The organism is Rhizobium metallidurans (genome assembly GCF_014196505.1).
In the GTDB taxonomy this organism is placed as follows: Bacteria; Pseudomonadota; Alphaproteobacteria; order Rhizobiales; family Rhizobiaceae; genus Rhizobium; species Rhizobium metallidurans.
Genome location: NZ_JACIDW010000011.1, coordinates 35,878 through 50,121, shown reverse-complemented (window position 1 = coordinate 50,121; position 14,244 = coordinate 35,878). Strand labels below are relative to the sequence as shown.

16 protein-coding genes are annotated in these 14,244 nt (G+C 62.3%); 8 read left to right on the top strand and 8 right to left on the bottom strand.

All coding sequences use genetic code 11. The annotated features are described in order from the left end of the window. Window positions 1-46: 46 nt before the first annotated feature. The 6 genes from ptsN to lptC form a co-directional block, all read right to left on the bottom strand. The gene (gene ptsN / locus GGQ67_RS16355; protein WP_183901201.1) at window positions 47-511 is read right to left on the bottom strand and encodes a PTS IIA-like nitrogen regulatory protein PtsN; all 465 of its coding nucleotides are present in this window, start codon (window positions 509-511) and stop codon (window positions 47-49) included. Window positions 512-573: 62 nt separating this feature from the next. Then, on the bottom strand, window positions 574-1,149 hold the full coding sequence (gene hpf / locus GGQ67_RS16350) for a ribosome hibernation-promoting factor, HPF/YfiA family (protein ID WP_026282950.1): 576 nt from the start codon (window positions 1,147-1,149) through the stop codon (window positions 574-576). Window positions 1,150-1,405: 256 nt separating this feature from the next. Beyond that, window positions 1,406-2,968 (bottom strand): RNA polymerase factor sigma-54, encoded by a 1,563-nt coding sequence (gene rpoN, locus GGQ67_RS16345; RefSeq protein WP_183901200.1) that lies wholly within the window; start codon window positions 2,966-2,968, stop codon window positions 1,406-1,408. A gap of 175 nt (window positions 2,969-3,143) precedes the next feature. Next, window positions 3,144-3,929, bottom strand: coding sequence for an LPS export ABC transporter ATP-binding protein (lptB, locus tag GGQ67_RS16340; RefSeq protein WP_183901199.1), 786 nt, complete (start codon window positions 3,927-3,929; stop codon window positions 3,144-3,146). Between the two features lie 37 nt (window positions 3,930-3,966). After that, window positions 3,967-4,587 (bottom strand): LptA/OstA family protein, encoded by a 621-nt coding sequence (locus tag GGQ67_RS16335; RefSeq protein ID WP_183901198.1) that lies wholly within the window; start codon window positions 4,585-4,587, stop codon window positions 3,967-3,969. A 13-nt stretch (window positions 4,588-4,600) separates the two neighbouring features. Then, window positions 4,601-5,266 (bottom strand): LPS export ABC transporter periplasmic protein LptC, encoded by a 666-nt coding sequence (gene lptC, locus GGQ67_RS16330; RefSeq protein WP_183901197.1) that lies wholly within the window; start codon window positions 5,264-5,266, stop codon window positions 4,601-4,603. Between the two features lie 211 nt (window positions 5,267-5,477). Here lptC and sppA point away from each other — a divergent pair, with 211 nt between their 5' ends. The 4 genes from sppA to GGQ67_RS16310 all read left to right on the top strand — a co-directional run bounded on the left by sppA (window position 5,478) and on the right by GGQ67_RS16310 (window position 8,288). Beyond that, the gene (gene sppA / locus GGQ67_RS16325) at window positions 5,478-6,428 is read left to right on the top strand and encodes a signal peptide peptidase SppA (RefSeq protein WP_183901196.1); all 951 of its coding nucleotides are present in this window, start codon (window positions 5,478-5,480) and stop codon (window positions 6,426-6,428) included. A 29-nt stretch (window positions 6,429-6,457) separates the two neighbouring features. Further along, window positions 6,458-6,757, top strand: a complete 300-nt coding sequence (locus GGQ67_RS16320) for an integration host factor subunit beta (RefSeq protein ID WP_018898213.1) — start codon at window positions 6,458-6,460, stop codon at window positions 6,755-6,757. A 122-nt stretch (window positions 6,758-6,879) separates the two neighbouring features. Continuing rightward, window positions 6,880-7,212: a LapA family protein gene (locus GGQ67_RS16315; RefSeq protein WP_183901195.1), complete on the top strand. Its 333-nt coding sequence runs from the start codon at window positions 6,880-6,882 to the stop codon at window positions 7,210-7,212. 170 nt (window positions 7,213-7,382) lie between these two features. Beyond that, a complete protein-coding gene (locus GGQ67_RS16310; RefSeq protein WP_183901194.1) occupies window positions 7,383-8,288 on the top strand; it encodes a S1C family serine protease in 906 nt (301 codons plus the stop codon). A gap of 5 nt (window positions 8,289-8,293) precedes the next feature. On the opposite strand, the gene GGQ67_RS16305 is transcribed toward GGQ67_RS16310, so the two are convergent. Together GGQ67_RS16305 and GGQ67_RS16300 are read right to left on the bottom strand one after the other, a co-directional pair. Then, window positions 8,294-8,731 carry a GNAT family N-acetyltransferase gene (locus GGQ67_RS16305; RefSeq protein WP_183901193.1) on the bottom strand — a complete coding sequence of 146 codons (438 nt, stop codon included), beginning with the start codon at window positions 8,729-8,731 and terminating at the stop codon, window positions 8,294-8,296. Window positions 8,732-8,801: 70 nt separating this feature from the next. Further along, window positions 8,802-9,254, bottom strand: a complete 453-nt coding sequence (locus GGQ67_RS16300; RefSeq protein ID WP_183901192.1) for an SRPBCC family protein — start codon at window positions 9,252-9,254, stop codon at window positions 8,802-8,804. Window positions 9,255-9,371: 117 nt separating this feature from the next. Between GGQ67_RS16300 and GGQ67_RS16295 the strand changes: the two genes are divergently transcribed. Genes GGQ67_RS16295 through GGQ67_RS16280 form a run of 4 tightly spaced genes read left to right on the top strand, consistent with a single transcriptional unit; the run spans window position 9,372 to window position 14,170 of the window. Beyond that, window positions 9,372-10,475 carry a class I SAM-dependent methyltransferase gene (locus tag GGQ67_RS16295; RefSeq protein WP_183901191.1) on the top strand — a complete coding sequence of 368 codons (1,104 nt, stop codon included), beginning with the start codon at window positions 9,372-9,374 and terminating at the stop codon, window positions 10,473-10,475. Further along, on the top strand, window positions 10,472-11,332 hold the full coding sequence (locus tag GGQ67_RS16290; RefSeq protein WP_183901190.1) for a TrmH family RNA methyltransferase: 861 nt from the start codon (window positions 10,472-10,474) through the stop codon (window positions 11,330-11,332). Before GGQ67_RS16295 ends, GGQ67_RS16290 begins: the two co-directional genes overlap by 4 nt. Beyond that, window positions 11,329-11,832, top strand: coding sequence for a signal peptidase II (gene lspA, locus GGQ67_RS16285; protein WP_183901189.1), 504 nt, complete (start codon window positions 11,329-11,331; stop codon window positions 11,830-11,832). The genes GGQ67_RS16290 and lspA overlap by 4 nt, the downstream gene beginning before the upstream one ends. Window positions 11,833-11,887: 55 nt before the next feature. Beyond that, window positions 11,888-14,170 (top strand): hybrid sensor histidine kinase/response regulator, encoded by a 2,283-nt coding sequence (locus GGQ67_RS16280; protein WP_183901188.1) that lies wholly within the window; start codon window positions 11,888-11,890, stop codon window positions 14,168-14,170. The last annotated feature ends 74 nt before the right edge of the window (window positions 14,171-14,244 follow it).

The following is a 14,244-nucleotide window of genomic DNA, read 5'->3' as shown; positions in this document are numbered from 1 at the left end:
GGCGCCGGAGCGATCCGGCGCCTCTCTTCATTTGAATCGGAGATGATCAGGCCGCGTTGGAGGTCTGTTCCTCGTTGAGGAAGGCATAGATCGCCGAGGCGCTGTCGGTGGCGCGCAGCTTGGCCACGAGATCGTGGTCGCGCAGCACGCGGGCGATGCGCGAGAGCGCCTTCAGATGATCGGCGCCGGCGCCTTCCGGCGCCAGAAGCAGGAAGACCAGATCGACCGGCTGATCGTCCAGCGCTTCGAAATCGACCGGCTGTTCGAGACGCGCGAAGATGCCGACGATGGAATTGACGCTTGCCAGCTTGCCGTGCGGAATGGCGATACCATTGCCGACACCGGTGGAACCAAGCCGCTCGCGCTGCAGGACGACGTCAAAGATCTCGCGCTCGGACAGCCCGGTGACTTTCGACGCCTTGGCCGACAATTCCTGCAGGAGCTGTTTCTTGGAGTTGACCCTGAGAGCGGGAATGATCGCATTCTGCTGCAGCAAATCTGCCAAAGCCATTTCTTTTTCCTTTTGTGCCAAGCCGGGGGAGCGGCAGATGCCCGCCGCTCCGCTCCGTTGCCTCAGCTTTTGATGTTGGCTGCGTCTATCCAGCCAATGTTGCCGTCGTGCCGACGGTAAACGATGTTCAACTGTTCGTTACCCGGGCTGCGGAAGAGCAGCAGGGGCTCGTCCGTCATGTCGAGCGCCATCACGGCGGTCGCGACGGACATGGTCTTCATCTGCTTGGTGCTTTCGGCAACGATCGCCGGTGCGAAATCATCGGCGATCTCGTCGTCATGATCCGGCATGCCATCCATGACGGTGTAGGCGACTTCGGCAAAACCATTCAGATGATTCCCGGCATGGTGATCCTTGAGCTTGCGCTTGTAACGGCGAAGTCGCTTCTCGATACGCTCGGAAGCGGCGTCGAATGCCAATTGAGGGTCCATTGCCTCGCCAGCCGCGTGCAAAATCACGCCACTGTCGAGATGAACCTTGCAATCGGCGGCGAAACGGGCGTTGGCCTTTTGTACGATCACTTGACCAGAATACCCTCCGTCGAAGTATTTCGTGACGGCCACGGCAATTTGGTCCTCTATCCGCTGACGGAACGAGTCACCAATTTCCATATGTTTACCGGATACACGCACACTCATGGAGTTTCCCTTCTTATGTGGTTTGCGAGTACCAGTTTACGCCAAGCCTGACTCTCATCCAAGCACTTCGCGCAATCTCAAGCAAGATCGGCCGAAGTTCTCGGCTGTGGGCGCCCTTTGGATTGATGGGGATAACCTCTAACGCCAGTCACAGCGTCAATTTGGCGCGGCTTCTAGCCAGAAGTTACCAAAAAGTCAACACGGGCCCTGTTTTCTCGCGGGGGCGGGACGCGTCGGCCGGAACAGACCGAACTCTTCAGAAGCCCGCGACCTTCGCGAGCGCTCGCTTTTCCCGCCGGCGCTGGACGGAGGAAGCGATATTCATGGCTTCACGATACTTCGCCACCGTCCGGCGAGCAAGCTCCACCCCACTCCCCTTTAGGATGTCTACGATATCATCATCTGAGAGTACGGCGTCGGGGCTCTCCTGCGCGATCAGCGCGCGGATCCTGTGACGCACGGCCTCGGCCGAATGGCTGTCGCCGCCTTCGACCGCGCTGATCGACACCGTGAAGAAATATTTGAGCTCGAACAGGCCGCGCGGCGTCAGCATGTACTTGTTCGACGTCACGCGGCTGACGGTCGATTCATGCATCTTGATCGCCTCGGCCACCGTCTTCAGGTTGAGCGGGCGCAGGTGATCGACGCCGTGGAGCAGGAAGGCATCCTGCTGGCGGACGATTTCGGTCGCCACCTTCATGATCGTCTTGGCGCGCTGATCGAGGCTGCGCGTCAGCCAGTTGGCCGTCTGCAGGCACTCCGACAGGAAAGCGTGGTCGTCGCCGTTCTTGGTGACCTTGGCGAAATAGGCCTGGTTCACGAGGACACGCGGCAGCGTATCCGGGTTCAGTTCCACCAGCCAGCTGCCATCGGAGCTCGGCCGCACGACGACGTCGGGCATGATCGCTTCGGACACCGCCGTCTCGAAGCCGCTGCCCGGCTTGGGGTTCAGCTGGCGGATCTCGCTCAGCATGTCGAGGAGGTCCTCTTCGTCGACGCCGCAGAGCCGCTTCAGCGTCGCGAAGTCACGACGGGCCAGCAATTCGAGATTGCCGACGAAAGCCTGCATGGCCGGATCGAGGCGGTCCTTCTGGCGAAGCTGGATCGCCAGGCATTCCGATAGATTGCGCGCGAAAACGCCGGGCGGATCGAGCGTCTGCAGCGTGGCCAAAACCCGCTCGACATCGGCCATGCCGGCGCCGAGCCGTTCGGCCGCTTCATTCAGATCGGCATGGAGATAACCTGCCTCGTCCAGCTGGTCGGCGAGATACTGGCCGATAAGCTGGTCGCCCATATCGGGCAGGACGAAAGGCATCTGCTGGGCAAGATGGTCGCGCAGCGAGACCTGGCCGGCGACGAAATCGTCGAGGTCGTAGCCATCCGCCCCCTCGCCGCCGCCCGGCATCGATTTCCACTGGCTGATCAGTTCGGGCGCGTCGGGCCGCTGCGGCACGCCGTCGTCGGGAAAGACGTTGGCGTAGTTGGCGTCGAGTTCGTCGCTCATCCTGACGGCGCCGGCGCCATCGGCGCGATCGGACCAGTCACCCGACATGACTTCGGAGCGGCTGTCGTATTCTTCGTCGAAGCTTTGTTCTTCGGCCTGCCGGGAATGGCCATCGTCGTCATCGCCGGCGCGATCACTGCCCGTTTCGGCGTCATTTGACGGAAACTCGAGCAGTGGATTCTTTTCGACTTCCTGGGCGATGAACTGGGTGAGTTCGAAGTGCGTCATCTGAAGCAGCTGGATGGATTGCATCAGCTGTGGTGTCATCACCAGCGATTGGCTTTGGCGCAGGTATAAATTGGCCGAAAGTGCCATGATGGACGCAAAACTCCCGCTCGGTTCCTCCGGGAAACAGTGTCCTATAACGGGGCCAAGACCACTGATATCCAAGTTGGCCCAAAAATTGCTTTTTTATGCTATTTGGTCAAGCGGAACTATGCGGGAAGGTGAATTTCCGCTGCGAAGGCCCCGCGATTACATGGGTGAGCTATCAGAGGCTGAAGTTGTCGCCGAGATAAAGCCTGCGGACTTCCGCATTGTTGACAATATCGTTCGCCCGACCATGCGTCAGCACTTCGCCGGCATGGATAATATAGGCACGATCGATCAGGCCGAGCGTCTCGCGGACATTGTGGTCGGTAATCAAGACACCGATGCCGCGCGCCGTCAGATGGTGGACGAGGTTCTGGATGTCCGACACCGAGATCGGATCGACACCGGCGAAAGGCTCGTCGAGCAGCATGAATGTCGGGTCGGTGGCCAGCGCGCGGGCGATTTCCAGGCGCCGGCGCTCACCGCCGGACAGGGATACGGCGGCGCTCTTGCGCAGCTTGCGGATGTGAAACTCGTCGAGAAGTTCGTCGAGCTTCTTCTCGCGCTGCGCCCTGTCCTTCACATGCACCTCGAGGACGGCGCGGATGTTTTCCTCGACCGTCAGCCCGCGAAAGATCGAGGCTTCCTGCGGCAGATATCCGACGCCGAGGCGCGAGCGGCGATACATCGGCATCGACGTGACGTCGTTGCCGTCGATCTCGATCGTGCCCTCGTCGACGGGGACCAGACCGGTGATCATGTAGAAACAGGTCGTCTTGCCGGCACCGTTCGGGCCGAGAAGGCCCACGGCCTCGCCACGACGCACGACCAGCGAAACGCCGTTGACGACGCGCCGGGTGCTGTATGTCTTCGTCAGACCGCGCGCGATCAGGGTGCCCTGATAGCGGCTCTTGTCAACGGCACCGCCATCTGCGGCGGCCTGTTGCCCGGTCTTGCCGAACATATTCGATAGCGAGAATAATTTCACGTGCTGGCCGGGGTCAGTTCTTTTTCTGGGATTGCGGATCGAGCTGAATCTGGACGCGGCCCCCGCAGCTTTCCAGTTGTGCCTGACCCGTCGCCATCTGCACCGTCAGCTGGCATCCTGTGAAGACGTTTCCGCCATCCGTCAGAACGACCTTGTCGCCCTTCAGGACGAAGAGCTGCTTTGCCATGTCGAACGAACCGTTGTCGGCGGTCGCGGTCTGCGTGCCGGAGGTGAGGAACACCTTGTTCGAGACGAGGATGCGGTCGATGTCGGCGCTGCTCGACGAGAGGCCGGATGCCGGTGTCGCGCTTTCGGCGGCCTTGGTGGCCGGCGCGCTACCATCGGTGGCGGCATCCTTCGCCTTGTAGAACACCCGCATTTGACCGGCCTGCAACGTGGTCGTCCCCTGGACGACCTTCACGTTGCCGGTGAAATCGGCGATGCGTTCCTGATCCTTGATCTCGAGCTTGTCGCTTTCGATCTGGATCGGCTGATCCTTGTTGAGCTGCAGCCCGCTCATCTGGCTGGTTGTCGCCTGCGCCATCGCGGCTCCGGCCAACAGCAGGAGTGCAAGCGCACCGTTCGTGAATACTGCGCCCGCCTTGCGGGTAGAAATGCGACAATCTTTTGCCATGGTGACCCGGGTGTTAAGTGCCCTGTTTGCGAATAACGGTGGGATTCACGTTCATTCGAACGCTCCCCTCGAACGTGATCGTCCGTCCCTTATCTGTCATCTTGAGCGAGCGCGCAACAACAGAAGCGCCATCTTTTTTGATGTCGACGGGGTCGCTGGTGATGAGCTTTCCGCCTTTGACATCGACCTGCGCCGTCTGGAACTTGGCGGTCAGGCCGTCACTCATGTTGATGACGAAGGGCGAGGTGATATTGAGGTTGTCGGTCGCGCGGTCATAATCGGCGGTTGTCGCCTCGACGCGGGCGACCAGATCGTCCTTGACCGGAACCACGGCCTTGACGGTTTCGAGCGAGATCAGGTTCGGATTCTTGATGTCCTGCAGCGCCCGTTCGGCGAGCATCGAATAGTTGATGCCGGCGGCGTTGCGACCGGCGATCGCCGGTTTCAGCATCACGACCTTGCCGTTCTCGATCTTGGCGCCCTCGATCTTGATGTTCTCGGGCAGATAGGTGCGGATCACCGAGACGCCGATGAAGGCGAGCGAGACGATCACGGCGGCGACAGGCAGCAGAACCTTCAGCCGGCGGACGCGCTGGGAGTGAAACCGCGCCGCGCCATAGGCGCTTTGCGCAGGCTTGGCATAGGCAGCCTGCCCGCCATTATCCAAGGTGTTGAGCATTCATTCGGTCCGTGTCGATGATAGGACGGCGCATATAGGGAGCGCTTTCGCCCGATCACAGTTCGTTTCGCATTATTACACTGACTTGCCAATATGGATTTTTTTCTGCAACAAGCAAGAAAACCGCAAAACCAATCGACACAGCGTTTCCGCATATCTATTGCACTCTACGTCAAAAGAGTTGTGTGAGACTTGCCGACCGGAGGAATAGATGGACAGTTCCATGATCGCGGATCGCCGCAGACTACGCCGCAAGGTCGGCTTCTGGCGGGTGGTGGCCGTGCTGCTGCTGCTCGGGCTCGCGCTCGCCCTTTACGGCTTCCTGTTCGCCGACAACGCCAACCGGCGCCCGCATGTTGCGCGGGTGACGATCTCCGGCCTGATCACCGACGACAAGGAACTGCTCGAGCGTCTGGACAAGATCAAGGACGACGATGCGGTGAAGGCGCTCGTCGTTTCCATTTCCTCGCCCGGCGGGACGACCTATGGCGGCGAGCGGATCTTCAAGGCGATCCGCGCGATCGCGGCCAAGAAGCCCGTGGTCTCCGACATCCGCACGCTCGCGGCATCGGCCGGCTACATGATCGCCACCGCCGGCGATACGATCATCGCCGGCGACAGCTCGATCACCGGCTCGATCGGGGTGATCTTCCAGTATCCGCAGGTCAAGCCTCTGCTCGACAAGCTCGGCGTCTCGATGGAGTCGATCAAGTCCTCGCCGCTGAAGGCGGAACCCTCGCCCTTCAATGCGGCGAGCGACGACGCCAAGGCGATGATCAACAACATGGTCGTCGATAGCTACGCATGGTTCGTCGATCTGGTCGCCGATCGCCGCAAGCTTCCACGCGAGGACGTGCTGAAACTGGCCGACGGCAGCATCTTCACCGGACGCCAGGCGTTCAAGGCAAAGCTTGTCGACCAGCTCGGCGGCGACGACGAAATCCGGGCGTATCTGGCCACCAAGAACGTCAGCAAGGACCTGCCCGAGATCGATTGGAACAAGAAGAGCACCACGCCGTTCCTGCTCGCAGGCGCGGCCTCGCAGATCCTGACGCTTCTCGGATACGGCGATCTCGCCAGAAGCCAGGACCTCACGGGAATTCTGCCGCAGAAGTTGCTTCTTGACGGGCTCGTTTCAGTTTGGCAGGTTGGCAATGATTGATAAGAAATCAATAATTTAAGGGGGCCACCGTGATCAAGTCCGAGCTGGTGCAGATAGTTGCGGCTCGCAACCCGCATCTTTACCATCGCGATGTGGAAAATATCGTGAACGCGGTTCTCGACGAGATCACCGATGCGCTGGCGGCGGGCAACCGCGTCGAGCTGCGCGGTTTCGGCGCCTTTTCGGTCAAGAACCGTCCCTCGCGCTCGGGCCGCAACCCGCGTACCGGCGATACCGTGTTCGTCGAGGAGAAGTGGGTTCCGTTCTTCAAGACCGGCAAGGAGCTGCGCGAGCGGCTGAACCCCGGACAGGCCGACCAGGACGATTGATCGCCGCCCGCCTCACACGCCCGCGACGAAACCGCACTTGAACTTCACGACAGCTTTTCTATCCTGTGGCTGAAACAACGCGCCGCTTTTTACGAGCGTGCGCAAGCATGTGGAGGCCTGCGATGGCGAAGAAGATTATCAACCTCCTGATTTTGCTGCCGCTCGGCATCATCCTGATCATTTTTTGCGTCGCCAACCGGCAGAGCGTGACGTTGGCGTTCAATCCGTTCCGGCCCGAGGACCAGGTGCTGTCGCTATCGGCGCCCTTCTTCGTCTTCCTGTTCATCGCGCTCATCATCGGCATGTTCGCGGGCTCGGCGGTTACCTGGGTGAACCAGGGCAAGCATCGCAAGCGGGCGCGCAACGAGGCCAAGGAGGCCGTTCGCTGGCAGGGCGAAGCCGACCGTCACAAGGCGCGCTCCGAAGACATCGCCGGACAGCTGCCGTCACGCTAACACTTCAAGTTTTTCAGCATTGCCTGACATAATGCGCCCGGTGATTTCGGCTTGCCAAGGCCTTGCACCGCGCCACCTGTCTTCATAGCTATGTCCAATAGAACCCGTTGCGGCCGTCTTTGGAAAAGCAGTTTCACTGCCTCAGCGCGTCGCTTCATGAGGATGAAACCATGAACACAGATCAGATCCTGAAATCGGTCGTCGCCGTCCGCAGCACCATACCCGATGACGCCTTCACGGCTGATACGCTGGGTACGCGGCGCGAGGGCAACGGCGTGGTCATCAAGGACAGCGGTCTGGTGCTGACGATCGGCTATCTGATCACCGAGGCCGAGGAAGTGTGGCTCACCGCCCATGACGGGCGGGTCGTGGCGGCCGATCCGCTCGGCTATGACCAGGAGACCGGCTTCGGCCTCTTGCAGGCGCTCGGCCCCCTCAACCTGCCGGCGCTGGAATTCGGGGACGCGACGGCGGCCGAGCTTGGGCAGGCCGTGATGCTGATCGACGGGACCGGCGAGTTCGTCGATGCCAGGATCGTCGCCAAGCAGGAATTCGCCGGCTACTGGGAATATCTGCTTGACGAAGCGATCTTCACCACGCCCGCGCACCCCTCCTGGGGCGGGGCGGCGCTTGTCGATGGCGAGGGCAAGCTGATCGGGATCGGTTCGCTGCGATTGCAGATGAGCCAGGGCGGTGATGTGGCCGATATCAACATGATCGTCCCGATCAACCTGCTGACACCCATTCTCGACGACCTGACGACGCGCGGCCAGGTCAACAAGCCGGCACGCCCCTGGCTCGGCGCGTTCTCGGCCGAAAGCAACGGCGACGTGATCGTGATGAGCGTCGCCGAGGGCAGCCCGGCGGATCAGGCCGGGCTCAAACGCGGCGACGTCATCTCGGAAATCCGCGACGGAGAGGTCGACGGGCTGGCCGACTTCTACCGCAAGATCTGGAGCAGCGGCCCGGCCGGCGCAGAGATCCCCATGCGCATCCTGAGGGATGGCCGCGAGGCGTGGCTGCGCGTGCACTCCGCCGATCGCAACAGCTTCCTGCGCAAGCCGCAGATGCAGTGACAGTCTCAGCGCTCGGGAAAGAAGGTCATCTCTTCGTATTCGCCTTCACGCGATGCCCCCTTGCCGGTCACCACGAAGCCATGGGCGCGATAAAAGGCCTTGGCACGCTCGTTGCGGTCGAGACATTTCAGCCGGTAGGTCTTGTCGGGCCAATAGGGCAGCGCCCTTAGAAGAGACTGGCCGACGCCGATGCCGCGATACTGTTTCCTGATATAGAGCATGTGGATGAAGTCGTCGGGCGACCATAGCGTCATGAAGCCCGATATCTCGCCGTCCGGCATTTCGGCGAGCCACAGCAGTTCGCCCTGCGTGTGCGCCGCGAAATCCTCGTGGCGGAAAGCCTGCGGATCGACCCAGGTGAAGGTATCGCGACGCACCGCGAGATAGATATCCGCGAGCTCTTCCAGGTCTGCCTTTTCTGGCGATCGGATGATCCAGTGCATGGCTATGGATGTAGCCGAGACGGCAGGGGCTGCCAATTGCCTCGTTGGTCTCTTGTTCGGCAACGGCCTCTTATTCCGCTGCCTTGGCACTGACGGCCGCGTTGAAATCGGAAAAGAAGCGTTGCGCGAGCTTTTGCGACGAGGAATCGATCAGCCTGGCGCCAAGCTGGGCGATCTTGCCGCCGACATCGGCGCCGGCGCGAAAATGCAGGATGGTTTCGCCGCCATCGTCCTCCAGCGTTACATCGGCCGATCCCCTGGCGAAGCCGGCGATGCTGCCCTTGCCTTCCGCCGTAAGCGTGTAGCTCAATGGCGCATCGATGTTGGAGACGCGGATTTCGCCGGTAAAAGTCAGCGGCACCATGCCGATCTTGACCCTGATCGTGGCGACGAGCTCGTTCGGACCCGTAAACTCCAGCGACTGGCAGCCGGGAATGCATTCCTTGAGGATATCGGGATCGTTGAGGCCAGCCCACACGACGTCGCGCGGCGCGGTGATACGCTCTTGTCCGACGAAGTCCATCACAATCCTCCCATTTTCACGTCATCGAACATATCGCGGCGGGAAAGCGCTTTGCCAAGGTGAAAATGGGATGCTATTTGCACGGGCTCTATCAAATTCAGCACGCGGAACACCACGTTGAGACAAAAAGAACGCCGGCCGGGCCAGAAATCCGGCACGGGCCCCGCCAGTGGACGCCGCGGCGACGAGCGCGGCAACAGCCGCCCGCCGAAGCCGGCGAACAGGCCCGCGCCCCCGCAACAGGCCGCGCGCGAGCCCGCCTCCGCGCCAGCGGCGCCGGAGCGCCCATTGATGGAGCGCAGCGGCGAGCGCCCGCCCGAGCGCGTTCCCGTCATTCTCGAATCCCTCGGCGCCGGCGATTTCCATCTGATCGACAGCGGTAACGGGGAGAAGCTCGAGCAATACGGCCCCTACCGGATCATTCGCCCGGAAGGACAGGCGCTGTGGAAGCCGTCGTTTCCCAGCCATGTCTGGGACAAGGTCGACGCGGCCTTTACCGGCGACACCGACGAGGAAGGGACCGGCCGCTGGCGTTTTCCCAAGGAAGCGCTGGGCGAGACCTGGCCGCTCAACCTTCTCGGCGTCGATTTCCTCGGCCGCTTCACGTCGTTTCGCCATGTCGGCGTGTTTCCCGAGCAGATCGTTCACTGGACGTGGATGAAGCAGCAGGTCGAAGCCGCCGGCCGGCCGCTGAAGGTGCTGAACCTTTTCGGCTACACGGGCGTTGCCTCGCTGGTGGCGGCCGCGGCCGGCGCCGAGGTCACGCATGTCGATGCCTCCAAGAAGGCGATCGGCTGGGCGCGCGAGAACCAGGCGCTGAGCGGGCTTGAAAAAGCGCCGATCCGCTGGATCTGCGAAGACGCGATGAAGTTCATCCTGCGCGAGGAGCGCCGCGGAAACAGCTACGACATCATTCTGACGGACCCGCCGAAGTTCGGCCGCGGACCGAATGGCGAAGTCTGGCATCTGTTCGAGCACCTGCCCGTCATGCTCGACATCTGCCGCGAGATCCTGTCGCCGAAGGCGGTCGGCCTCGTGCTGACAGCCTATTCGATCCGCGCCAGCTTCTATTCCATCCATGAGCTGATGCGCGAGACGATGCGCGGCGCCGGCGGCGTGGTCGAATCCGGAGAGCTGGTGATCCGCGAGGCCGGACTTGACGGCAACACGCCGGGCCGCGCGCTCTCCACGTCCCTCTTTTCCCGCTGGGTGCCGAAATGAGCCACGAACACCGCGACAATGGTCCCCGCAGGGTCGGCCAGGTGAAGGAAGTCACCTCGCTTGCCAATCCGATCATCAAGGACATCAAGGCGCTCAGCGACAAGAAGACCCGCGAGCAGAGCGGCACCTTCATGGCCGAGGGCCTGAAGCTCGTCATCGACGCGATCGAGCTCGGCTGGACGATCCGCACGCTTGTCTACGCCAAGGCCGCGAAGGGCAAGCCGCTGGTCGAACAGATGGCGGCGAAAACGGTTGCCTCCGGCGGGCTGGTGCTCGAGGTCAGCGAAAAGGTTCTCTCCTCGATCACCCGCCGCGACAATCCGCAGATGGTGGTCGGCGTGTTCGAAAACCGCTGGAAGCCGCTGCGCGACATTCGCCCGGCCAAGGGCGAGACATGGATCGCGCTCGACCGCGTTCGCGATCCCGGCAATCTCGGCACGATCATCCGCACCGCCGACGCGGCCGGCGCTTCCGGCGTCATCCTGGTCGGCGAGACCACCGACCCGTTCTCGCTAGAGACGGTGCGCGCCACGATGGGCTCGGTCTTCGCCATGCCCGTCTCGCGGGCGACGCCGGAGGAGTTCATCGCCTGGAAGAAGCAGGCGGGCGTTTCGCTGGTCGCCACGCATCTGGCCGGTTCCGTGGACTACCGCACGATCGACTACAAGACCAAGCCGGTCGTCATCCTGATGGGCAACGAACAATCCGGCCTGCCGGAGCAGCTTTCGCGCGAGGCCGATGCTCTCGCGCGCATTCCGCAGCAGGGCCTGGCCGATTCACTCAACCTGGCGGTCGCCAGCGCCGTCATGATGTTCGAGGCGCGCCGCCACCTTCTCTCACTGTCCGAGGCCAAATGACCGATCAGACACAAGACCGCCCGACGCTGTTTTCGCGCCCGCTGCCGATCCTGATCGGCGTCATCGCCGCCGTGTTGCTCGACCAGATCATCAAGATCGCCGTCGATCGCACGCTTCCGTTCCAGGAGGCGGTGCAGGTCATCCCGATGCTGGCGCTTTACCGCACCTATAATTACGGCGTCGCCTTCTCGATGCTGTCGGGCATGGACGGGTGGTTCATCGTCGGCATGCGGCTGATCATCGTCGCCTTCGTGCTCTGGCTCTGGCGCCGCACCGACAAGCACCGCACCTTCGCCCATCTCGGCTACGCATTCATCATCGCCGGCGCGCTGGGCAACATCCTTGACCGTTTCCTTTATGGACACGTGGTCGATTACATCCTGTTCTATACCGAGACATGGTCCTTCGCTGTTTTCAACCTGGCCGATATTTTCATCACGACGGGCGCGGGATGCGTGATTTTGGACGAGCTATTGCAACCCAAGACCAGCGATAAATAAAATCTTAGCGTTTTGCTGAAGGCATTTGGAACAGCCGGCGTGCTAATTTGAACCTATGGTCGGACTGGGTCAGTTACACGATAAGCTTGCCGACGCCTTCGGCGCGCCTGCCGCTCATCGCCAAGATGAGCAGGCCGCGATCCCGGCTGACATGTCCCATACCGCACAGGAGCAAGGCCCCGTCGCCGCCGCTCCCGTGATCGCCACCTCGGCCCGCAGACTGCTCTCCTACTGGCTCGGCGGCGCCGGCATCGTCTCGGCCATCCTGCTGCTCGCGCTCGGTCATGTCGGCGGCCCGCTGCTGATGTCGATCGGCATCGGCGCGCTGGTGCTTGCCGCGATCGTCTGCTTCGCCGTCTTCTCGACCCGCCGCCATCACGCCAGGGCACGCGCCGGCGACGACGCCATGCGCGGCGGAAGCGATACCGCGCTCTTCGCCAGCATTCACGACGCGCTCGGCGACATCACCGTGACCCGGACGATCGATCGCCGGATCGTTGCCGCCAACGACCTGTTCCGGCGGCTGACCGGGCGACCGAACCCGATCGGACAGACCTGCGAGGAAATGGGCATCGCCTTTAGGCCCGGCACGGAACCGCATCGCTACGATGTCGAGATCTCGACGCCGGAGGGGCAGCGCATCTTCTTCTGGCGCGATGTGGTGACGCGCAACCCCGCCGACGGAAAGCTGCTTTTGCACAGTATCGCCCGCGACGTCACCGCCGATCGCATCGCGGCGCAGGAGCGCGAGGAGGCGCGGCAGAAGGCGGAGTTCAACAGCGCCTCGAAATCACGGCTGCTTGCCACCGTCAGCCACGAACTGCGCACGCCGCTGTCGGGCATTCTCGGCATGACGCATCTCCTGACCGAAACGCGGATGACCCAGGAGCAGGACAACTACCTGACCGGCATCCGGCAGTCCGGCCATGCGCTGACCCAGCTGGTCGAGGACCTGCTCGATTTCTCGACCATCGAGGTCGGCCGCTTCCAGCTGCGCCCGCGGTCGGAATCGGTGCGCAAGCTGCTCGAAAGCGTCGTCGAGATGCTTGCCCACCGCGCCCACGAAAAGGGCATCGAGATCGGCTCGACCGTTTCGTCGGACGTTCCCGAACTGATGAACTTCGACGCCGCGCGCCTGCGCCAGGTGCTGTTCAACGTGATCGGCAACGCGGTGAAATTCACCCAGGTCGGCGGCGTGTTCATTCGCGTGTCGCTGCAGGACGGCGAGCTTTCGATCACGGTCACCGATACCGGGCCGGGCATGACGGAAGAAGAGCAGGCGCGTGTCTTCGGCGAATACGAACAGGCGGGCACCATGGTGGAAAAGAGCAACGGCACCGGCCTTGGCCTTGCCATCTCGGCGCGCATCATGCGCGAATTCGGCGGCGCGCTGACGGTCGCCAGCGAAAAGGGCACCGGCACGGAATTCAGCATCCGCTTCCGCACCGAAGGGGACGAACAGCCCGCGCCGCGACGCGACGCTTTGCTCGCGGGCAATCTCGTCGTTCTGCTGGCGCCGGCGGGGGCCGCCCGCATGGCGATTTCGGAGACCATCCGCACGCTCGGGGGCCAGTGCCACTTCGTCGAGGACGGCGAGACGGCGCGCTGGATCCTGCTCGACATGGCGGCGAACGGACGGCGCCCGACCGACATCATCGTCGACCACCGCATGTCGGCGGAGTTCGCCGCGAACCTGGCCGACCGGACGGATATCGCAGCCCTTGGCCTGCGCAAGATCTTCCTGGTCAACCCGGAAGAGCGCAACGCCCATTCTCTCGACCTCTTCGACGCCTGGCTGATCCGGCCGCTGCGCGAACAGTCGCTGATCGACGTGCTGCGCGGACGCATGCGCGGCATGGAAAAGCGCGACGCGCTGAACGACAACCAGCCCGGCTTCAGCCCGGGCATTCCGGATGCGGGCATTCAGGGCGGGCTGAGGATCGTGCTGGCCGAAGACGATCCGATCAATGCCATGCTGATCCGCGCCATGCTCGAAAAGGCCGGCCACAGCGTGCAGCATGTCGAGCATTTCGAGGCGCTGCTCGACGCGGCGCTGGCGGAAGGAAGCGTGCGGCCGGATATCGTCATCAGCGATCTTTCCATGCCCGGCGGCGACGGCATCGAAATGATTGGCCGGCTACGCGGCCATGAGCGCCGGCTCGACATTCCCTCGGTGCCGATCATCGTCCTGACCGCCGACAAACGCGACGAATCGCGTCGTCAAGTCTTGCTGAACGGGGCAAACCGCGTCATGCTGAAACCCATAGACCCCATACGGCTGTTGACGGAAGTCCAGGCCGTCGCCGCGCTTTCCGCCCGCCGCGCGGAAGCACTGTAGCGATAAAGCACCCATGTGCCTCTTGCGTATTTGGGGGTTTAAAATGTCACTTTGCTGTCGCATATAAGTGTTTT